Source organism: Bradyrhizobium sp. USDA 326 (assembly GCF_049739485.1).
In the GTDB taxonomy this organism is placed as follows: Bacteria; Pseudomonadota; Alphaproteobacteria; order Rhizobiales; family Xanthobacteraceae; genus Bradyrhizobium.
In genome coordinates, this window is record NZ_JBMGQA010000001.1 from 5,312,363 (window position 1) to 5,332,688 (window position 20,326).

Below are 20,326 nucleotides of genomic sequence, written 5' to 3' on the forward strand. Positions count from 1 at the left end.
TCGGGGAATTTCTATCTGTGGGCGCATGAAACCCGTTATCAGCTCGATCGAGATTGAGAACCGCGTCATCGTTGCCAAGTATCAAAGGCTGATGGTTGGCGCCAAGGTGGTGTTGGTCGAGAAGGCGAGCGATCGCCAACTGCCGGAGACAATCACGAGGGTTGCATCTCGGGTTCCGGTGGGAGCGCTGCGCATCAGATTGCCGGATGCAATCAAGCCGGGAACATACTTCTTGAGGGCCTTCAATGGGCACGGCGAGGACGCTGCGCGAAGTTCGGACTTCGAGATCGGCTAAGCTGTTGGATTTTCACTATTTCGGGACCGTATGCGGTTGCGCGCTTTGACAATTGTCAATTGCCGCATCGTCTGGCCGTGGTGTAAAGGCACCTATAGGCGCGGTTTGTGCGCTGCCGGAAGCTTGCCAGATGACTCTATGGTTCGTGTTCGCGCTGATGACGGTCGCGGCGATTTTCGCCGTGCTCTGGCCGCTTGGTCGCAGTAGCGGCGCGCAAGACCAGGGCAGCGAGGTCGCGGTCTACAAGGATCAGCTGGCCGAGATCGAGCGTGATCTCGCCGCAGGGCTGATCCCGGCGCCGGAGGCCGAGGCTGCGCGCATCGAGATCAGCCGCAGGCTGCTCGCGGCGGCAGCCAGCGAGCCCGCAACGGCGCCGAAGTCGAACCTCAAATGGCGCCGTGCGGCGGCCGTGCTGGCGCTCGCCGGCCTGCCGCTCGTTGCGGTCGGCGTCTACATGCCGCTCGGCTCGCCGCGGCTTCAGGACTTTCCCCTGGCGCAGCGGGAGCGCGGGTCCGGCATGGCACAGTCGCTCGAGAGTCTCGTCGTGCAGGTCGAACAACATCTCGAAAAGAATCCGACTGACGGGCGTGGCTGGAACGTGCTCGCCCCGGTTCTGGAGCGGCTCGGCCGCTTCGACGACGCGGTGCGCGCCTATCGCAACTCGCTCACCTACAATGGCGAGAGTGCGGAGCGCCGGTCCGATCTCGGCGAAGCGATCTCGGCTGCTGCCGGCGGCGTGGTGACCGCCGAGGCCAAGGCCGAATTCGAGCGAGCACATGCCTTGAACGCCGACGATCCCAAGGCGAATTACTTCCTGGGTCTTGCCGCCGAGCAGGACGGCCGCAAGGGCGATGCAGCCACGATCTGGCGCGCGCTGCTTGCGAAGGCGCCCGCGGATGCGCCCTGGCGTGCGCTGGTGCAGTCCTCGCTCGCGCGAGTCGGTGGGGGCGGCACGATGCCCGCGCTGTCCGATGAGACGCTCGCTGCTTCCAGGGATATGGCCGAAGGCGATCGCAACGCGATGGTGCGCGGCATGGTCGATCGTCTGGCCACGCGGCTGAAGCAGAACGGCGACGATGTCGAGGGTTGGCTGCGTCTGGTGCGCGCCTATCTCGTGATGGGCGAGCGGGACAAGGCCATGGGGGCATCGGCCGATGCCCGGCAGGCGGTTGCCAGCGACGCCGAGCGGCTGCGCCAGCTCAACGACGGCCTGAGGACTCTCGGGCTCGGCGGATGACGATTTCGGGACGAGAGATGCGGAGAACGGATACGCCATGACGCGCAAGCAGCGACGTATGACCATCATCGGCGGCTCGCTCGCCGTGCTCGCGCTCGCGGCCGCGCTGGTGCTCAACGCACTTCGCGACTCCATCGTGTTCTTCTCGACGCCAACCATGGTCGCCGAGAAGCATGTCGAGCCCGGCAAGCGGTTTCGCCTCGGCGGGCTGGTGCAGCCCGGCTCGCTGCAGCGCGGCGACAATCTCGCGGTGACCTTCGAGGTCGCCGACGGCAATGCAAAGCTGCCGGTCGCCTACAAGGGCATCCTGCCCGACCTGTTCCGCGAAGGGCAGGGCGTGGTCGCCGAAGGCGCACTCGACGCCAACGGCGTGTTCAAGGCCGATACGGTCCTTGCCAAGCACGATGAGACCTACATGCCCAAGGACGTCGCCGACGCCCTGAAGAAGCAGGGGCACTGGAAGGACGATTACGGCAAGCCTTCTGACAGCATCAAGGCTCCCGAGGGAGCCAAGCCTGCGGCCACGACCGCACAGGGCAATCCGCAAGGAGCAATGCGGTGATCGCAGAATCCGGACATTACGCGCTGGTGCTGGCGCTTGGGCTGGCACTGATTCAGTCCATCGTGCCCCTGGTCGGCGCGCGCCTGCGCGATGCCGCCCTGATGAATGTGGCGCGCTCCACGGCGCTGGCGCAGCTCCTGTTCGTCGGTGTGTCGTTCGCAGCGCTCGTGATGCTGCACGTGAATTCGGATTTCTCCGTCGCCAACGTGTACGAGAACTCGCACTCGACGAAGCCGCTGCTCTACAAGATCACCGGCGTGTGGGGAAACCATGAAGGCTCGATGCTGCTGTGGGTGTCGATTCTCGCGCTGTTCGGTGGATTGGTCGCTGCTTTTGGAAACAATCTGCCGCTCTCACTGCGCGCGCATGTGCTCGCCGTCCAGGCTTGGATCGCCAGCGCCTTCTATCTCTTCATCCTGGTGACATCGAATCCGTTCCTGCGCATCGCGAACCCGCCGGTCGAGGGCCGCGATCTCAATCCGGTGCTCCAGGACATCGGTCTCGCCGTGCATCCGCCGATGCTCTATCTCGGCTATGTCGGCTTTTCGATCTCGTTCTCCTTTGCCATTGCGGCGCTGATGGAGGGACGGATCGATGCGGCCTGGGCGCGCTGGGTGCGGCCGTGGACGCTGGTCGCCTGGATATTCCTGACGCTCGGCATCGCCATGGGCTCGTACTGGGCCTATTACGAGCTCGGCTGGGGCGGCTGGTGGTTCTGGGATCCGGTCGAGAACGCCTCGCTGATGCCGTGGCTCGCCGGCACCGCGCTATTGCATTCGGCGCTGGTGATGGAGAAGCGCAATGCGCTGAAGGTCTGGACCATCCTGTTGTCGATCCTGACCTTCTCGCTGTCGCTGCTCGGCACCTTCCTGGTGCGCTCGGGCGTCATCACCTCCGTGCATGCCTTCGCCACCGATCCCACCCGCGGCGTGTTCATTCTGCTGATCCTCTGCCTATTCATCGGCGGCAGCCTTTCGCTGTTCGCTGGCCGCGCAACGTCGCTGAAGCAGGGCGGCCTGTTCGCGCCGATTTCGCGCGAGGGCGCGCTGGTGCTGAACAATCTGCTGCTCACCGTGGCCTGCGCGGTGGTGCTGTTCGGCACCCTCTATCCGCTGGCGATGGAGATGCTCTCGGACTTCAAGATGTCGGTCGGCGCCCCCTTCTACAATCTCACCTTCGCTCCGCTGTTTACGCTGTTGCTGCTTGCGGTGCCGTTCGGGCCGATGCTGGCGTGGAAGCGCGGCGATCTGCTCGGCGTGATGCAGCGCCTGCTCGCGGCCGGCGTTGCCGGGCTTGTCGCCGTCGCGATCGCCTGGGGCTGGGCGACTGGCGGCAGCACGCTGGCGCCGCTCGCGATCGGGCTTGGTGTCTTCGTCATTGCCGGTGCTGTCACAGACATCGTCGAGCGGACGGGGCTGGTTCGTCTGCCGTTCGCAACGGTGCTGCAGCGGTCGCGCGGCCTGCCGCGATCGGCCTGGGGCACGGCGTTTGCGCATGCCGGCCTCGGCGTCGCGCTGATCGGGATCGTTTGCGAAACCACCTGGAACAGCGAACACATCGCGACCATGAAGCCGAACGACGTCGCCCATGTCGCCGGCTATGACCTGAAGCTCGACGGGCTGTTTCAACGGCAGGGCCCGAACTACCGCGAGATGATCGCCGAGTTCAAGATCAGCCGTGATGGCGAGGCGCTCACGGTCATGACGCCGTCGAAGCGCAGCTTCACCACGCGCGGGTCGTCGACGACCGAGGCCGCGCTGCTGACCCGCGGCGCGAGCCAGCTCTACGTCTCGCTCGGTGATGCCACCGCCGAAGGCGCCATCGCCGTGCGTATCTATTACAAGCCGATGGTGCTGCTGATCTGGTGGGGACCGGTGCTGATGGCGTTCGGCGGCGTGCTCTCGCTCTCCGACCGCCGCCTGCGGGTCGGCGCGCCGAAGCCGGCGCGGGCCAGGCAGCGCCTCCAGCCCGCAGAGTGATCCGATGCACCGGATGATGGCCGCGTTCGTCGCCTTGATGCTGCTGGCGTTGCCTGCGGTCCACGCTGTTCAGCCCGACGAGATCATGTCGGACCCCGCCAAGGAATCGCGCGCGCGGGAGCTGTCGCGCGAGCTGCGCTGCATGGTCTGTCAGAATCAGTCGATCGACGATTCCGATGCCCCGCTGGCACGCGACCTGCGGCTCCTAGTGCGCGAGCGCATTGCGGCGGGCGACAGCAACACGCAGGTGCTCGACTTCCTGGTGGCGCGCTACGGCGAGTTCGTGCTGCTGAAACCGCGCTTCGAGCGGCAGACCTTTCTGCTGTGGCTGCTCGGGCCGCTGTTGCTGATCGGGGGCGGCCTGGCGCTGTGGCTGCAAATCCGCCGTCGCTCGCGGAGTGGTGCCGACGTACCAGCGCCGCCGCTCACGCCCGAGGAGAAGGCTCGGCTCGCGGCCTTGATGTCGGACGAAGTTAAATCTTCCTAGCGGCGTGGAGTCGTCAGAGCTACGTAGTGCTACGTAGCCCGCCGGCCGCGGCCGCGTGGTTCATGCTATGTTGACCTTTGTCTGGAAGCTTGTCGCGAGATTCGATTCCAGACTCTGAGTTCCCGATGTTCGCGAACAGCAATCTGACGATCCGCTTCCTGGTCGGCGCCGTCGTCGCTGCATTATTGTTCCTGCTGGGCATCGGCGGCGGCACCGGCTTCATCGCGGTGCTCTATCTCAACAACGAGATCACCAGCCTGTCCTCGGACTTCGCCACACTGAGCGGCCCCGTTCGCGACCATGCCATGCAGATCTATCAGCAGGCGCAGACCACGTTCTCCTATTTTCTGGTCGCCTGCGGCATAATTGCTGTCGTCGCCGCCGCGATCTGCCTCACCACCTGGTTCGCCGTGCGCAACGGCATTCTCAGTCCGCTGGCGGCGATCGTGCATGCCATGCGCGAGGTCGCCGACCAGAAGTTCGAGACGCCCGTTCCCGGGCTCGGTCGCACCAACGAGATCGGCCTGCTCGCAGGTGCGCTGGAGGTGTTCAAGACCAGCGGCCTCGAGCGGCGCCGCCTCTCCGAGCAGCAGCTGCACGAAGCGCAGCATCAGGCCGAGCGGTCGAAATTTCTGGACGATCGGATCAAGCGCTTCGACGATCTCGTCGCCAGCGTCGTCGACAGCGTGGCGTCATCGGCCGTGCATCTGAAGACCAATGCCGAGACGCTGTCGCGGACGGCCAACGACACCAGCACCAAGGCCAATGCGGTCGCGAGCGCCGCGAGCCAGGCCAGCGCCAGCGTGCAGACGGTCGCGGGTTCTGCCGAGGAGATGACGAATTCGATCGGCACGATCAGCCGCCGCGTCACGGATGCGACCCAGCGCGCCGAGGGCGCGGCGTCCCAGGCCGAGAAGAGCCGCGATACGATCCACACGCTGTCGGATGCCGCCGACAAGATCGGCGAGGTCGTTCAGCTCGTGCAGGCGATCGCATCGCAGACAAATCTCCTGGCGCTCAACGCCACCATCGAGGCGGCCCGAGCCGGGGAGGCGGGCAAGGGGTTTGCCGTGGTCGCCTCCGAGGTGAAGAATCTGGCGCATCAGACCAGCAAGGCGACGGAGGAGATCACCTCCCATGTCGCCAGCATTCAGGGCATCACCGCGGAGACCCGCGGCGCGATCGACGGTATTTCCAGGACGCTGTCGGAGATTTCGTCCATAATGTCCGGCATCGAGGTCGACACCGCCCAGCAGCGCAACGCCACGCAGGAGATCACGCGCAGTGCCCAGGACGCCGCGCGTGGCACACTCGACGTCTCCAACCATATCGTCCAGATCACCTCGACCTCCGCGGAGACCGGCCGCATGGCCGCCGAGGCGCGGGATTCGGCGGTCGATCTGTCGCAGCAGGCCGAGACCCTGAAGCGCGAGGTCGACGAGTTCATCGTCAGTGTCAGGGCGAGCTGAGTGCGCCAAAAACTGCGCTCCTGCCCGTTCCGGGAACTCGGTTAAGTTCCTGGAACACCACGATTTTTGGCATGCGCTAAACTGCCGCATCCACCTCGTCCCTTCATTACGAAAGTTTAACCGCGCAGCCAGCGCACGGTAAGGCGCGAGCCCCCATCTTCAGGTCCGTAAGGTGCTGGCATCCGGCGCCAAAGGAATTCAAGGCCCTGGAGATTTCTGCATGACCGAACGTCCCGACCTTTCGAATCTTCCGTCGTACCGGCAGCCGCGCCGCTCGGTGTTCTCTGCGCGCAAGCTCGCGCTGATGGCATCGGTCGTCGCCGGCCTCGGCGCGGCCGTCTACGGCTTCAGCCCGTCGACCTCGCCGGCCGACCTGTTCTCGAGCCCGGCGCATGCGCAGGTCAACAACGAGGTTCGCAAAGTCGAGCGTCCGGTCGGTTTTGCGGACATCGTCGAACGCGTGAAGCCGTCGGTGATCTCGGTGAAGGTCAACATCAAGGAGAAGATCGCGAGCAACGATGACGGCGATGATTCCTCCTCGCCGTTCCAGCCGGGCTCGCCGATGGAGCGCTTCTTCCGCCGCTTCGGCGGTCCCGATGGCTTCCCGGGCCTGAAGGGCGGCCGCGGCCGCGTCGTGCAGGGCCAGGGCTCCGGCTTCTTCATCTCGGCCGACGGCTATGCCGTGACCAACAACCACGTGGTCGACGGCGCCGACAAGGTCGAGGTCACCACCGATGACGGCAAGAGCTACACCGCCAAGGTGATCGGCACCGACCAGCGCACCGACCTCGCGCTGATCAAGGTCGAGGGCGGCTCGAACTTCCCGTTCGCCAAGCTTGCCGACAGCAAGCCGCGGATCGGCGACTGGGTGCTTGCGGTCGGCAATCCCTTCGGCCTCGGCGGCACCGTGACCGCGGGCATCGTTTCGGCCAGCGGCCGCGACATCGGCAACGGCCCCTATGACGACTTCATCCAGATCGACGCGCCCGTGAACAAGGGCAATTCCGGCGGTCCCGCCTTCGATACCAACGGCGAGGTGATGGGCGTCAACACCGCGATCTACTCGCCCTCCGGCGGCAGCGTCGGTATCGCGTTCTCGATTCCGGCCAATACCGTCAAGAGCGTGGTCGCGCAGCTGAAGGACAAGGGCTCGGTCAGCCGCGGTTGGATCGGCGTTCAGATCCAGCCCGTGACCTCGGATATCGCCGACAGCCTCGGTATGAAGAAGGCCGAAGGCGCTCTGGTCGCCGAGCCGCAGACCAACGGTCCGGCCGCCAAGGCGGGCATCGAGTCCGGCGACGTGATCACGGCGGTCAACGGCGAATCCGTCAAGGACGCCCGTGAGCTCGCCCGCACCATCGGCGGCATGGCGCCGGGCGCGACCGTGAAGCTCAACGTGCTGCACAAGGGCCAGGACAAGGTCGTGAACCTCACCCTCGGCCAGCTGCCGAACACGGTCGAGGCCAAGGCCGACGCCGACAATGACAGCGGCAAGGGTGCCAGCAAGGGCACCGACGTGCCCAAGCTCGGCATGACCGTTGCGCCCGCGAACTCCGTGGCCGGCGCCGGCAAGGAAGGCGTCGTCGTCACCGAAGTCGATCCGAAGAGCGCCGCGGCCGAACGCGGCTTCAAGGAAGGCGACGTAATTCTCGAAGTCGGCGGCAAGAGCGTGGCCACCGCGGGCGAAGTCCGCGACGCCATCAACGCGGCGCGGACCGACAACAAGAACAGCGTCCTGATGCGCGTGAAGAGCGGCGGCCAGTCGCGCTTTGTCGCGGTGCCCCTCGCCAAGGGCTGAGGCCTTAAGGAGGCCTACGAGATGAAGGGTATCGCCGGCATCAGTCGCCCCCGCCGCCGGTGCCCTTCGGGGAAGCAGCGCAACGCTGGCTTCCCCTGTCTACCTTCCGGTGGAATTACGCCCCCCTCCGTCGGAAGGCCTAGGGCGGTGAGGTCCCCCCAGCTTCACCGCCCGCCTTTTTCCTGCTTCGAGACTCTCCCGCTCGGCTTGCATGCCGTTGCCGCTCGCGCCATGTTTAGAGAAGGTTGACCTCCTTGACCGCCGCCGAACGCACGATGCGCCTCCTCATCATCGAAGACGACCGCGAATCCGCCGACTACCTCGCCAAGGCGTTCCGCGAAGTCGGACACATTGCCGACCACGCCGCTGACGGCGAGGAAGGCCTCGCCATGGCCGAGAACGGCGATTACGACGTGCTGGTGGTCGATCGCATGCTGCCCAAGCGCGACGGCCTGTCGCTGATCGGCGCACTGCGCGACAAGGGCAACACGACGCCGGTGCTGATTCTCTCCGCGCTCGGGCAGGTCGACGACCGCATCAAGGGCCTGCGTGCCGGCGGCGACGATTATCTGCCAAAGCCCTATTCTTTCGCCGAGCTCCTGGCCCGTGTCGAAGTGCTGTCGCGCCGTCGCGGCGGCCCGGCCGAGGACACGCTCTACCGTGTCGGCGATCTCGAGCTCGATCGGCTGTCGCATCGCGTCGCCCGCGGCAAGGACGAGCTGACGCTGCAGCCGCGCGAATTCCGCCTGCTCGAATATCTCATGAAGCACGCCGGCCAGGTGGTGACACGCACCATGCTGCTCGAGAACGTCTGGGACTATCATTTCGATCCGCAGACCAACGTGATCGACGTGCACATTTCGCGGCTCCGCTCCAAGATCGACAAGGGTTTCGAGCGCCCGCTGCTGCATACGATCCGCGGCGCCGGATACATGATCCGTGACGGCATTCGGTAAACTCGTCCGCACCACGGCGTTCCGGCTGACGCTGGTCTATCTGCTGCTGTTCGCGATATTCGCGGCCTCGCTGCTGGCCTATTTCGCCTGGAACACGCGGCGACTGATCACCGAGGAAATCACGCAGACGGTCAATGCCGAAACCTCGGAGATCAACGAGATCTACGGGCGCCGCGGCCTGTTTGGCCTCGTGCGGACGATCGAATATCGGGCGCTGCGCCCGGGCGCGAACCTCTATCTCGTGACCACCCCGACCGGTCAGGCGGTTGCCGGCAATGTCGGCTCGCTCGCGCCCGGCGTGATGGCGACCCGTGGCTGGTCCGAGACCGCCTACCGGCGGATCGAGGATACGGATGATCGCGACCATCGCGCGCTCGTTCGCGTCACCGAATTGGAAAACGGCTTCCGGCTTCTGATCGGCCGCGACCTCGCCGAGCGGCGGCGCCTGTTCGGTATCGTCGCCAAGGCGGCGCAATGGTCGGTCCTCATCGTGGTCGTGCTTGGCCTCGCCGGCGGCATTTTCGTCGCGCGGAGGGTGCTGAGGCGCATCGACGCGATGACCGGCACAGCGCAGCGGATCATGACCGGAGATCTCAGCGAGCGCCTGCCCGTGGGGCGCAGCGGCGACGAGATCGATCGTCTCGCCGAGAACCTCAACGCCATGCTCGAGCGGATCGAGGCGCTGATGGCGGGCCTGAAGGAGGTCTCCGACAACATCGCCCACGACCTCAAGACGCCGTTGACGCGGCTGCGCAATCGCGCCGAGGAGGCGCTGGCGAGATCGGGCTGCGAGGCCGATTACCGTGCCGCGCTGGAGCGGACCATCGAGGAATCCGACGGACTGATTCGCACTTTCAATGCGCTTCTGATGATCGCGCGCGCCGAGTCCGGACAGGCGCGCGGCAACATGGATGATTTCGACGCCGCCGAGGTCGCCAATGGTATCCACGAGCTCTACGAGCCCCTGGCTGAGGACGACGGCATGACCTTGAAGGTGAAGGCCGATCCGACGCCGGTTCATGCCAACCGCGAGTTGATCAGCCAGGCGCTCGCCAATCTGGTCGAGAATGCGATCAAGTACGGCAAGCCCGCTTCGCAACCCGCGGGAACCGTGGTCAGTATGGATAGCCGGCAGATCACGATCGAGGCCCGGCGTGAGGGCGATCAGGCGCTGCTCAGCGTCACCGATCGCGGCCCGGGGATCCCCGAAAGCGACCGCAAGCATGTCGTCGAGCGATTCGTCCGGCTGGAGGCGAGTCGCACGCTGCCGGGCTCCGGCCTCGGCCTCAGCCTCGCCTCGGCTGTTGCCACGCTGCATGGCGGAGAACTGCGGCTGGGCGATGCCCATCCCGGTCTTGTCGCCACGCTGGTGCTGCCGGCGCGCGCGGGCGACAGGGTTGCTCCGCCAATGCCGGATGTGCCACAGAAGGTGGCATGAACCACTCCGCGCCGGGAAACGCGGACAAGCATGGTGAGAGACTGTCCGCACGCTTCGCGGAGGCTCCCCATATTGCCGCTTCCACAACCGACGAGCGACGTTTCGAAAGCTGGCTGGCCGAGCTCGAGCCGGCCCAATCGGCCCGTCTGGAAGCGCTCCTGGGCCATCGCTTCACCCGCGACATCCTGGCCGGGATCGCGGAATTCTCGCCCTATCTGTTCGACCTGGTGCGCGCCGATGCCCCGCGCCTGATCCGGCTGCTCGAATGCGATCCGGATACGCATCTCGCCGCACTGATCGTCGAGGCAAGGGGCGCGGTGCTCGCGGCACCTGACGAGGCCGAGGTGATGCGGCTGCTTCGCCGGATGAAGGCCGAGGCCGCGCTGCTGATCGCGCTGTGCGACATCGGCGGTGTCTGGCCGGTGATGCGGGTGACGGCGGCGCTCACCGATGTTGCCGTGTCCTCCGTGCAGGCCGCGCTGCAATATCTGCTGCGGCAGGAAGCCGCACGCGGCAAGCTCTCGCCGCTTAATCCGGAGGCGCCCGAAGAGGGCTGCGGGCTGATCGTGCTTGCGATGGGCAAGATGGGCGCGGGCGAGCTGAACTATTCCAGCGACATCGATCTGATCGTGTTCTTCGATCCCGATACGACGACGCTGGCGGCGGACATCGAGCCGCAGCCGTTCTTCGTCCGGGTCACGCAGGGCATGGCGCGCATCCTCCAGCAGCGCACCTATGAAGGTTACGTCTTCCGGGTCGATCTGCGCCTGCGGCCCGATCCGTCCTCGACGCAGGTGGCGATCTCGCGGGACGCGGCACTGAACTATTATGAGCGGGAAGGGCGCACCTGGGAGCGCGCTGCGATGATCAAGGCGCGGGCCTGTGCCGGCGATGCCAGGGCCGGCGAGGCGCTGCTTGCGGAGATCGCGCCATTCGTCTGGCGCAAGCATCTCGACTTCGCCGCGCTCGCCGACGTTCACGACATGAAGCGGCAGATGCAGACCTATCGCGGCCAGAGCGAGATCGCGGTCGAGGGACATAACGTCAAGGTCGGGCGCGGCGGCATCCGCGAGATCGAGTTCTTCGCGCAGACGCAGCAGTTGATCGCCGGCGGCCGCCATCCGGAGTTGCGGGTGCGGCCGACGCTGATGGCGCTCGATGTGCTCGCCTCCAGCAACTGGATCACCTCTGCGGCGCGCGACGAGCTGACCACGGCCTATGAATTCCTGCGCCGGGTCGAGCATCGCCTCCAGATGATCGCCGACGAGCAGACCCATACGCTGCCTGAGGACAAGCAAGCGGTCGAGCGCTTCGCGTGGTTCTTCGGCTATCAGGATCGCGACGCCTTTGCGCGCGACCTATTGCGCCAGCTCCAGATCGTCCAGGGTCACTACGAGAAACTGTTCGAGGGCGACGATCCGACCGGGACGGCCAGGCTGCCGGCGCTCGACTACAGTGCGGGTCCCGACGACCCGCGCCTGCTCCAGCACCTGGCGACGCTCGGCTTCAAGAAGCCCGCCGCGGTCGCGCAGACCGTGCGCGACTGGATCACCGGCGACTACCGCGTCTTCCGCAATGAGGCGACGCGCAGCGCCTTCGTCGAATTCGTGCCGGCTCTGATCGACGGCCTTGCCCATGCCGAGGAGCCGGATCGCGCCGTCGTGGCGTTCGATCATTTCCTCGGGGCGCTCCAGCGCGGTGGCCGGCTGATCACGCTGCTCGGCCAGAACCGCGATCTCGTCGCGCTGGTGGCGCTGGTGCTGGGGGCGGCGCCGCGGCTCGGCGAGATGCTGGCGCGGCAGCCGCAGCTCATGGATGGTCTGATCGATCCGCGCTTCTTCGGCGCCATGCCCGACAGGCAGGAATTGTCGGGCCGGCTCGCGGCCACCGTGCGAGACGCGGACTCCTACGAAGAGTTTCTCGATCGCCTGCGCCTATTCGGGCAGGAGAGCCTGTTCCTGATCGGCACGCGTATCCTGTCCGGCACCGTCTCGGCGCAGCAGGCGAGCACGGCCTTTGCCGATGTTGCCGAAGGCATCGTCCATACCGTGCACGGCCTCGTCGCCGATCGCTTTGCCGCGCAGCACGGCCGGATCAAGGGGCAGGAGACCGCGATCATCGCGATGGGCCGGCTCGGCAGCCGCGAGATGACGGCGTCGTCCGACCTCGACCTGATCCTGCTCTACGACTTCGACAGCGACAATCCGGACTCCGATGGGCCGAAATCGCTTCACGGCGCGCACTACTTCGCGCGTTTCACCCAGCGCCTGATCAGCGCCTTCACGACGCGCACCAATTACGGCGTGCTCTACGAGATCGACATGCGGCTGCGGCCATCGGGGCGCGCCGGCCCGGTGGCCTCGAATCTCGTTTCATTCGCGGACTACCAGGCCAACGAGGCCTGGACCTGGGAGCACATGGCGTTGACGCGCGCGCGCGTGGTCTCGGCGTCGCCCGAATTCAGGGAGCGGATCGAGCGCGTCATCCGCGATGTCCTGACCCGCCGCCGCGATCCCGCAATCACGGCCAACGACGTCGCCGACATGCGGCGCGCGATCGCGCAGGAAAAGGGCGAGGCCGATTGCTGGGATATCAAGCATGCCGCCGGCGGCATGGTCGACATCGACTTCATCGCGCAATATCTCCAGCTCGTGCATGCCCACGAGAAGCCGGACATTCTCGACGTCAGCACCATGCAGGTGCTGGAAAATGCATGCAGGCTCGGTGTGCTCGCACAGTCCGAGACCGAGATCCTGCGTGCCGCGGCGCGGCTTTATCACGACCTGACGCAGATCCTGCGGCTTTGCGTCAGCGAGCGCTTCAAGCCGGAGACCGCTGGCACCGACCTCCTGCGTGTGATGGCGCGCGCGGGCGATGCGCCGGATTTCTCGTCGCTGGAAGCGCGGGTGAAGGAAACGCAAAGCGAGGTGCGGCGCGTGTTCAGGGCGCTGCTGGAAGGGACGTCGCCTGCTTCAACGAGGTAAGGGCCTCGCGCACATCAGGCGCCAGGCCCGCACCGCCCGCATCGAGATGGGCGAAGATCGCACGCTTCATCCGGGGATCCCAGAATTTCTTGATGTGCTCGGCAATCCCCGGCACGGCCTTGTCATGGCCCTGGCTCTGGAAGAATTTGCCGATCTGGTTGGCCATGTAGATCAGGCGGTCAGGCGACATCGGCAACCTCCGTGGCATGGCGCGCGACGATCCGGCTGCCATGCGAAAATATCTCGAACCCGTCCTGCCGGGCGATCGCGATCAGCGTGATGCCGGCGGCTTCCGCCGTGCGTACCGCGAGTGCGGTCGGTGCGGACACGGCGACCATCACGGGGGCGCCGATCGCGGCCGTCTTCTGCACCATTTCCACCGAGACGCGGCTCGTCAGCAGCACCATGCCGCCGCGCGCATCCATGCGGTTGCGTGATAACGCCCCGGCGAGCTTGTCGAGCGCGTTGTGACGGCCGACATCCTCGCGCAGCGCGACGATGCCGCCTGCAGGGGCCCAGAACGCGGCGGCGTGAACGGCGCGGGTTTGCATGTTGATCGATTGCAAGGGCGCGATGGCCTGCATCGCTGTCATGATTTGCTCCGGCGTGAAGGTCTGCCCCTGCGGTATCACGGCCGCCGGCCGCACCGCCTCGGCAATGGACTCGATGCCGCAGATGCCGCAGCCGGTGGGTCCTGCGACGTGCCGACGGCGTTCGCTGATGCGCGCAGCATCCTCCGGCGCCAGCCAAATCCGCAGCTCGATGCCGTCGTCGAGACGGACCACGTCGAGCGAGCGAATGTCGTCGAGCGAACCGACGATGCCTTCGTTGACGCTGAAGCCGACCGCAAAATCCTCGAGGTTCTGCGGCGTCCCCATCATGACGGCGTAGGTGCCTCCGTTATAGGTCAGCGCCAGCGGTGTCTCCTCGGGGATCAGCCGAGCGCCCTCTGACGCGATGCCGTCGCGCCAGATCTCGCGGTCGATGGCCTGAACCGGCAGGTGCATGCGGTTACTCCGCGGCTTCGGCCGGCGCGATGCGGCGGGAGTGCCGCGCCTGCGCGTCATAGGCCTTCTGCCAGTCGGACGGGCCGTTCGACGGCGAAACCTGCACCGCCGTGACCTTGTATTCGGGACAATTGGTCGCCCAGTCCGAATAGTCGGTCGTGATGACGTTGGCCTGCGTGTCCGGATGGTGGAAGGTGGTGTAGACGACGCCCGGCGCGACGCGATCGGTGATCTCCGCGCGCAACGTGGTCTCGCCGGCGCGGCTCTTCAGCCGCACCCAGTCGCCATCGCGCACGCCGCGCTGCTCGGCGTCGTGCGGATGGATCTCCAGCCGGTCCTCGGAATGCCAGACCACGTTCTCGGTGCGCCGCGTCTGCGCGCCGACATTGTACTGGCTCAGGATGCGGCCCGTGGTGAGCAGCAGCGGATAGCGCGGCCCGGTGCGCTCGTCGGTCGCGACATATTCGGTCACGACGAACTTGCCCTTGCCGCGGACGAAGCCGTCGATATGCATCACCGGCGTGCCCTCGGGCGCCTTGTCGTTGCAGGGCCACTGCACCGAGCCGAGCTCATCCAACTTGGCGTAGGAGACGCCGGCGAAGGTCGGCGTCAGTGCCGCGATCTCGTCCATGATCTCGGAGGGGTGGCTGTACTTCATCTCGAAGCCCATCGCCTTGGCAAGGCCGATGGTGACCTCCCAGTCGGCCATGCCGTTCTTCGGCGTCATCACCTTGCGCACGCGCTGGATGCGGCGCTCGGCGTTGGTGAAGGTGCCGTCCTTCTCGAGGAAGCTCGAGCCGGGCAGGAAGACGTGGGCGTAGTTCGCGGTCTCGTTCAGGAAGAGATCGTGGACGATGACGCACTCCATCGCCGACAGCGCCGCAACCACGTGGCTGGTGTTGGGATCGGATTGCAGGATATCCTCGCCCTGCACGTAGATCCCCATGAAGGTGCCTTCGACCGCGGCATCGAACATGTTGGGAATGCGCAGGCCGGGCTCCGGGTTGAGCTTGGCGTTCCAGAGCGCCTCGAACTGCTCGCGCACCGCATCGCCCGAGATGTGGCGGTAGCCGGGCAACTCGTGCGGGAACGAGCCCATGTCGCAAGAGCCTTGAACGTTGTTCTGGCCGCGCAGCGGGTTCACGCCGACGCCGGGACGGCCGATATTGCCTGTCGCCATTGCCAGATTGGCGATCGCGATCACGGTGGTGGAGCCCTGGCTGTGCTCGGTGACGCCGAGGCCGTAATAGATCGCGCCGTTGCCGCCGGTCGCGTAGGTGCGGGCTGCTTCGCGCAGATCCCCGGGATTGACGCCGGTGAGGATCGCGGTGGCTTCCGGACTGTTCTTCGGCTGCGCGACGAAGGCGGCCCATTCCTCGAACTCGCTCCAGTCGCAGCGCTCGCGCACGAACGCTTCGTTGACGAGCCCTTCGGTGACGATGACATGCGCCAGCGCCGTCATGACCGCGACGTTGGTGCCGGGCATCAGGGGCAAATGCAGTGCCTTCACGTGCGGCGATTCCACCATCTCGGTGCGGCGCGGATCGATCACGATCAGCTTTGCGCCCTGGCGCAGCCGCTTCTTCAGCCGCGAGGCGAAGACGGGGTGAGCGGAGGCCGGGTTGGCGCCGATGACGACCACGACATCGGTCTCCTCGACCGAGTCGAAATCCTGCGTGCCGGCGGAGGTGCCGAAGGTGGTGGCAAGACCGTAGCCGGTCGGCGAATGGCAGACGCGGGCGCAGGTGTCGACGTTGTTGTTGCCGAAGCCGGCGCGGATCAGCTTCTGCACCAGATAGGTCTCTTCGTTGGTGCAGCGGGACGAGGTGATGCCGCCGATGGCGTCGCGGCCGTATGTCTTCTGGATGCCGCGCATCCTGGCGGCGGCAAACGAGAACGCCTCGTCCCATGACACCTCCCGCCAGGCATCCTCGATGCGCTCGCGGATCATGGGTTTAAGAATGCGTTCCTTGTGGTTGGTGTAGCCCCAGGCGAAGCGGCCCTTGACGCAGGAATGGCCGCGATTGGCCTTGCCGTCCTTGTACGGCACCATGCGCACCACTTCCTCGCCGCGCATCTCGGCCTTGAAGGCGCAGCCGACGCCGCAATAGGCGCAGGTGGTGACGACGGAATGCTCGGGCTGGCCGATCTCGATCACGGACTTTTCCGTCAGTGTCGCGGTCGGGCAGGCCTGCACGCAGGCGCCGCAGGAGACGCATTCGGAGCCGAGGAAGCTTTCGCTCATGCCGGGCGAGACGCGGCTGTCGAAGCCGCGGCCGGAGATGGTCAGCGCGAAAGTGCCCTGCACCTCCTCGCAGGCGCGGACGCAGCGCGAGCAGACGATGCACTTGGAGGGATCGTAGGTGAAGTACGGATTGGACTCGTCCTTCGGCAGCCAGTGGTCGTTGTCGCAGCCGTGGGCATTGGCGAACACGTGGTTCTCGCCCTCATAGCCGTAGCGCACGTCGCGCAGGCCCACGGCGCCGGCCATGTCCTGCAGTTCGCAATCCCCGTTGGCGCCGCAGGTGAGGCAGTCGAGCGGATGGTCGGAGATGTAGAGCTCCATCACGCCCTTGCGCAGCTTCTTGAGCCGCTCGGTCTGGGTGTGCACGACGAGGCCGTTCATCACAGGCGTGGTGCAGGAGGCCGGCGTGCCGGCGCGGCCCTCGACCTCGACGAGGCAGAGACGGCAGGAGCCGAACGCGTCGACCATGTCGGTCGCGCAGAGTTTCGGAATCTGGTGGCCTGCATCCATCGCGGCGCGCATGATGGAGGTGCCCTCGGGCACCGTAACCTCCTTGCCGTCGATGGTCAGCGTCACCATCGTCTCCGATTTGGAAGCCGGCGTGCCGAAGTCGATGTCTTGGATCAGAGACATTGTCGTTCTCCTATTCCGCGGCCTGAAGCGTGGTCGGGATGGGTGCGAAATCCTCCCGGAAGTGCTTCAATGCGCTGAGCACGGGGTAAGGCGTGAAGCCGCCGAGCGCGCAGAGCGAGCCGAATTTCATGGTGTTGCAGAGGTCCTCGACGAGCGCGAGGTTCTCGCTGACGCGCTCGCCCTTGATGATCTTCTCGATGGTCTCGACGCCACGGGTCGAGCCGATCCGGCAGGGCGTGCACTTGCCGCAGGATTCGATGGCGCAGAACTCCATCGCAAAGCGCGCCTGCCTACGCATGTCGACGCTGTCGTCGAACACGACAATGCCGCCATGGCCGATCAAGCCGTCGCGCGCGGCGAAGGCCTCGTAGTCGAACGGTGTGTCGAACAGCGACCGCGAGAAATAGGCACCGAGTGGCCCGCCGACCTGCACCGCACGGACCGGACGGCCCGTGAACGTGCCGCCGCCGATGTCGTCGACGAGTTCGCCGAGCGTCACGCCGAAGGCGGTCTCGAACAAGCCGCCGTGACGGATGTTGCCGGCGAGCTGGATCGGCATCGTGCCGCGCGAGCGGCCCATGCCGAAATCGGCATAGGCCTTGGCGCCTTCTGCGAGGATGAAGGGGATGGCTGCGAACGACAGCACGTTGTTGATCACGGTCGGCTTGCCGAACAGGCCGTGATGGGCCGGCAGCGGCGGCTTGGCGCGCACGATGCCGCGGCGGCCTTCGAGGCTCTCCAGCAGCGAGGTCTCCTCGCCGCAGACATAGGCGCCGGCGCCGACGCGCACTTCGAGATCGAAGGCTTGCTTCGAGCCGCCGATATTCGTGCCGAGATAGCCGCCGCGCCTGGCCGCGACGATGGCCGCGTTCATCGCCTCGACCGCGTGCGGATATTCGCTGCGGATATAGATGTAGCCCTTGGACGCGCCGACGGTGATGCCGGCGATGGTCATGCCCTCGATCACCAGGAACGGATCGCCTTCCATGATCATGCGATCGGCAAAGGTGCCGCTGTCGCCTTCGTCGGCGTTGCAGACGATGAATTTGCGATCGGCTTTGGCCTGGGCAACCGTCTTCCACTTGATTCCGGTCGGGAAGCCTGCGCCGCCGCGGCCGCGCAAGGCCGCCGCGCTGACTTCGGTGAGGATTGCATCCGAGCCAAGCGAGAGAGCGCGCGCGAGGCCGTTGTAGCCGCCATGGGCGCAGTAGTCGTCGAGCGAGCGCGGGTCGATCACGCCGCAACGGGCGAAGGTGAGGCGGGTCTGGCGCTTGAGCCAGGGGATCTCGTCGGTCGCTCCCAGCCGCAGGAGATGCGGCGTGTTGCCGGCGAGCGCGTCCAGCAGCGAGGGCACGTCGGTCTCGGTGACGGGCCCGAAGGCGATGCGGCCCTGGGGCGTTGCGACCTCGACCAGCGGCTCCAGCCAGTACATGCCGCGCGAGCCGGTCCTGACGATCTCCACTGCAACGCCGCGCTTGGCTGCGGCCTGCTCCAGCGCCAGCGCAACCTCGTCGGCGCCGACGGCGACCGCGCCCGCATCGCGAGAGACGTATAGACGGATGCTCATCGCTGCGCCTCCGCAACCAGCGCATCGAGGCGCTTCTGGTCGAGCCGGCCGACGAGGCGGCCATCGAGCATCGCGGACGGCGCCGTCGCGCACAGGCCAAGGCAGTAGATCGGCTCCAGCGTGACGCGATCGTCGGCCGTGGTGTTGCCGAGCGAGACGCCGAGCCTTGCCTCGGCGCGCGCAGCCAGCGCGTCGCCGCCCGCCGCCTGACAGGCTTCCGCACGGCACAGCTTCAGCACATGACGGCCGGCCGGCTTGTGGCGGAAATCATGGTAGAACGTGAACACGCCATGGACTTCGGCGCGCGACAAATTGAGTGCTTTCGCCACCATGGGAATTGCCGCCTGCGGCACATGGCCGAACGCCTCTTGAAGCGCATGCAGGATGACGAGCGTCGCGCCTTCCTGTCCGGCATGTTCGGCGATGATCCCGGCGCCTCGCGTCTCGTCCCAAGGTTCGTAAAGCGTTGTCATTTCTCGTTCTCAACCTGAGCGTTTCTTCCCCCCCAAACTATTTGGAATCATTCGAAGATCAATAAAGCCGTCCCGTGCTGCGATTGCGAATTCAGATCGATTGGCAAGCGCGATCACTTGATTTCAAATGGCAATCGAAGCCGCTCCCGCAGGCGATTTTTGCGTGTTGCGGAGGGGCGGGCGTGCTAGCTTGCATGCCACCACAGAAGCCGAAGGGATAACCGGTTGATCGATAAGCTTGAACTGCTGCTGGCGCTGGCGAAGGAGCGGCATTTCGGACGCGCTGCCGAGGCCTGCGGCGTGACGCAACCGACGATGTCGACCGGGCTGAAGCAGCTCGAGGAGATCCTCGGCGTCATGCTGGTCCAGCGCGGCTCGCGCTTTCAGGGATTCACTCCCGAGGGCGAGCGGGCGCTCGACTGGGCGCGGCGGATCGTGGGCGATGCCCGCGCGATGCGCGAGGAGATCAACGGGCTGAAGCATCAGCTCTCCGGCGAGATCCGCATCGCCGCGATCCCGACCGTGCTCGGTATGGTCGCCTCGCTGACGACGCCGTTTCGCGCCAAGCATCCCGAGGTGCGCTTCCGCATCCAGTCCACCACCTCGTCCGAGGTGCTTGGGCTACTCGAAAATCTCGAGGTCGATGCGGGGCTCACCTACATCGAGAACGAGCCGATCGGCAAGGTGCGCACCATTCCGCTCTACAACGAGAGCTATCGCCTGCTGACGGCGCCGGATGCGATGTTCGGCGATCGCGAGACGGTGACCTGGAAGGAGGTCGGGCAGGTGCCGCTGTGCCTCTTGACGCCCGACATGCAGAACCGCCGCATCATCGACCGCGCGCTGCGCTCGGTCGGCGCGGAGGCGACGCCGACGCTGACCTCGAACTCGCTCTTGGTGCTGTTCACGCATGTGAAGACGGGGCGCTGGGCGAGCGTGATGCCGGCCAAGCTGGCCGAGACGCTCGGCCTGTCCGATACGGTGCGTTCGATCCCGATCGTCGATCCCGAGGTCAATTACAGCATCGGCATGGTGATCCCGCAGCGCGATCCGATGACGCCGCTGATCGCGGCGCTGGTCAATGTCGCGCGGGAAGTGGCGCCGAAGCTGCAATTGTAGATCCGAGCGAGCGCCTCGTCCTTCGAGACGCGCGCCGGGCGCGCGCATCAGGATGAGGCTCCGAGCCATTGTGCTCC

At 66.0% G+C, this 20,326-nt stretch carries 16 protein-coding genes; 11 read left to right on the forward strand and 5 right to left on the reverse strand.

Annotated elements, in window-relative coordinates:
* Window positions 1–25: 25 nt before the first annotated feature.
* From ABIG06_RS24955 to ABIG06_RS25000, 10 genes are all read left to right on the forward strand, one after another.
* Window positions 26–295, forward strand: coding sequence for a hypothetical protein (locus ABIG06_RS24955; RefSeq protein WP_199751751.1), 270 nt, complete (start codon window positions 26–28; stop codon window positions 293–295).
* Between the two features lie 130 nt (window positions 296–425).
* Window positions 426–1,532: a c-type cytochrome biogenesis protein CcmI gene (gene ccmI, locus ABIG06_RS24960; protein ID WP_424578400.1), complete on the forward strand. Its 1,107-nt coding sequence runs from the start codon at window positions 426–428 to the stop codon at window positions 1,530–1,532.
* A gap of 37 nt (window positions 1,533–1,569) precedes the next feature.
* Window positions 1,570–2,094 carry a cytochrome c maturation protein CcmE gene (ccmE, locus tag ABIG06_RS24965; RefSeq protein ID WP_124161503.1) on the forward strand — a complete coding sequence of 175 codons (525 nt, stop codon included), beginning with the start codon at window positions 1,570–1,572 and terminating at the stop codon, window positions 2,092–2,094.
* On the forward strand, window positions 2,091–4,073 hold the full coding sequence (locus tag ABIG06_RS24970) for a heme lyase CcmF/NrfE family subunit (RefSeq protein WP_370138962.1): 1,983 nt from the start codon (window positions 2,091–2,093) through the stop codon (window positions 4,071–4,073). Before ccmE ends, ABIG06_RS24970 begins: the two co-directional genes overlap by 4 nt.
* 4 nt (window positions 4,074–4,077) lie before the next feature.
* Window positions 4,078–4,560 (forward strand): cytochrome c-type biogenesis protein, encoded by a 483-nt coding sequence (locus ABIG06_RS24975; RefSeq protein ID WP_370138963.1) that lies wholly within the window; start codon window positions 4,078–4,080, stop codon window positions 4,558–4,560.
* A gap of 125 nt (window positions 4,561–4,685) precedes the next feature.
* A complete protein-coding gene (locus ABIG06_RS24980; protein WP_370138964.1) occupies window positions 4,686–6,029 on the forward strand; it encodes a methyl-accepting chemotaxis protein in 1,344 nt (447 codons plus the stop codon).
* Window positions 6,030–6,249: 220 nt separating this feature from the next.
* Window positions 6,250–7,827, forward strand: a complete 1,578-nt coding sequence (locus tag ABIG06_RS24985) for a Do family serine endopeptidase (RefSeq protein ID WP_370138965.1) — start codon at window positions 6,250–6,252, stop codon at window positions 7,825–7,827.
* A 275-nt stretch (window positions 7,828–8,102) separates the two neighbouring features.
* Window positions 8,103–8,783, forward strand: a complete 681-nt coding sequence (locus ABIG06_RS24990) for a response regulator transcription factor (RefSeq protein WP_061020281.1) — start codon at window positions 8,103–8,105, stop codon at window positions 8,781–8,783.
* Window positions 8,767–10,221, forward strand: coding sequence for a sensor histidine kinase (locus tag ABIG06_RS24995; protein WP_124161498.1), 1,455 nt, complete (start codon window positions 8,767–8,769; stop codon window positions 10,219–10,221). The genes ABIG06_RS24990 and ABIG06_RS24995 overlap by 17 nt, the downstream gene beginning before the upstream one ends.
* A complete protein-coding gene (locus ABIG06_RS25000; RefSeq protein WP_424578401.1) occupies window positions 10,218–13,205 on the forward strand; it encodes a bifunctional [glutamine synthetase] adenylyltransferase/[glutamine synthetase]-adenylyl-L-tyrosine phosphorylase in 2,988 nt (995 codons plus the stop codon). The genes ABIG06_RS24995 and ABIG06_RS25000 overlap by 4 nt, the downstream gene beginning before the upstream one ends.
* Here ABIG06_RS25000 and ABIG06_RS25005 read toward each other — a convergent pair.
* Genes ABIG06_RS25005 through ABIG06_RS25025 form a run of 5 tightly spaced genes read right to left on the reverse strand, consistent with a single transcriptional unit; the run spans window position 13,162 to window position 19,130 of the window.
* On the reverse strand, window positions 13,162–13,395 hold the full coding sequence (locus ABIG06_RS25005) for a formate dehydrogenase subunit delta (protein ID WP_319325799.1): 234 nt from the start codon (window positions 13,393–13,395) through the stop codon (window positions 13,162–13,164). The genes ABIG06_RS25000 and ABIG06_RS25005 overlap by 44 nt on opposite strands.
* Window positions 13,385–14,212: a formate dehydrogenase accessory sulfurtransferase FdhD gene (gene fdhD / locus ABIG06_RS25010; protein ID WP_370138968.1), complete on the reverse strand. Its 828-nt coding sequence runs from the start codon at window positions 14,210–14,212 to the stop codon at window positions 13,385–13,387. Before fdhD ends, ABIG06_RS25005 begins: the two co-directional genes overlap by 11 nt.
* A 4-nt stretch (window positions 14,213–14,216) precedes the next feature.
* Window positions 14,217–17,090: a formate dehydrogenase subunit alpha gene (gene fdhF, locus ABIG06_RS25015; protein ID WP_424578402.1), complete on the reverse strand. Its 2,874-nt coding sequence runs from the start codon at window positions 17,088–17,090 to the stop codon at window positions 14,217–14,219.
* A gap of 10 nt (window positions 17,091–17,100) precedes the next feature.
* Window positions 17,101–18,657, reverse strand: coding sequence for a formate dehydrogenase beta subunit (locus ABIG06_RS25020; RefSeq protein WP_370138970.1), 1,557 nt, complete (start codon window positions 18,655–18,657; stop codon window positions 17,101–17,103).
* Complete coding sequence (locus ABIG06_RS25025; protein WP_124161492.1) at window positions 18,654–19,130, reverse strand: formate dehydrogenase subunit gamma; 477 nt, start codon at window positions 19,128–19,130, stop codon at window positions 18,654–18,656. Before ABIG06_RS25025 ends, ABIG06_RS25020 begins: the two co-directional genes overlap by 4 nt.
* Window positions 19,131–19,355: 225 nt before the next feature.
* Between ABIG06_RS25025 and ABIG06_RS25030 the strand changes: the two genes are divergently transcribed.
* Window positions 19,356–20,249 carry a LysR family transcriptional regulator gene (locus tag ABIG06_RS25030; protein ID WP_370138971.1) on the forward strand — a complete coding sequence of 298 codons (894 nt, stop codon included), beginning with the start codon at window positions 19,356–19,358 and terminating at the stop codon, window positions 20,247–20,249.
* The last annotated feature ends 77 nt before the right edge of the window (window positions 20,250–20,326 follow it).

Excerpts from the sequence above, each read along its gene's own strand:
- ABIG06_RS24980 (WP_370138964.1), top strand. The coding sequence starts at position 4,686 with ATGTTCGCGAACAGCAATCTGACGATCCGCTTCCTGGTCGGCGCCGTC.
- ccmI (WP_424578400.1), top strand. The coding sequence starts at position 426 with ATGACTCTATGGTTCGTGTTCGCGCTGATGACGGTCGCGGCGATTTTC.
- ABIG06_RS24985 (WP_370138965.1), top strand. The coding sequence starts at position 6,250 with ATGACCGAACGTCCCGACCTTTCGAATCTTCCGTCGTACCGGCAGCCG.
- fdhF (WP_424578402.1), bottom strand. The coding sequence starts at position 17,090 with ATGTCTCTGATCCAAGACATCGACTTCGGCACGCCGGCTTCCAAATCG.
- ABIG06_RS24955 (WP_199751751.1), top strand. The coding sequence starts at position 26 with ATGAAACCCGTTATCAGCTCGATCGAGATTGAGAACCGCGTCATCGTT.
- ABIG06_RS25005 (WP_319325799.1), bottom strand. The coding sequence starts at position 13,395 with ATGTCGCCTGACCGCCTGATCTACATGGCCAACCAGATCGGCAAATTC.
- ABIG06_RS25020 (WP_370138970.1), bottom strand. The coding sequence starts at position 18,657 with ATGAGCATCCGTCTATACGTCTCTCGCGATGCGGGCGCGGTCGCCGTC.
- fdhD (WP_370138968.1), bottom strand. The coding sequence starts at position 14,212 with ATGCACCTGCCGGTTCAGGCCATCGACCGCGAGATCTGGCGCGACGGC.
- ABIG06_RS24975 (WP_370138963.1), top strand. The coding sequence starts at position 4,078 with ATGCACCGGATGATGGCCGCGTTCGTCGCCTTGATGCTGCTGGCGTTG.
- ccmE (WP_124161503.1), top strand. The coding sequence starts at position 1,570 with ATGACGCGCAAGCAGCGACGTATGACCATCATCGGCGGCTCGCTCGCC.
- ABIG06_RS25025 (WP_124161492.1), bottom strand. The coding sequence starts at position 19,130 with ATGACAACGCTTTACGAACCTTGGGACGAGACGCGAGGCGCCGGGATC.
- ABIG06_RS24990 (WP_061020281.1), top strand. The coding sequence starts at position 8,103 with ATGCGCCTCCTCATCATCGAAGACGACCGCGAATCCGCCGACTACCTC.
- ABIG06_RS25000 (WP_424578401.1), top strand. The coding sequence starts at position 10,218 with ATGAACCACTCCGCGCCGGGAAACGCGGACAAGCATGGTGAGAGACTG.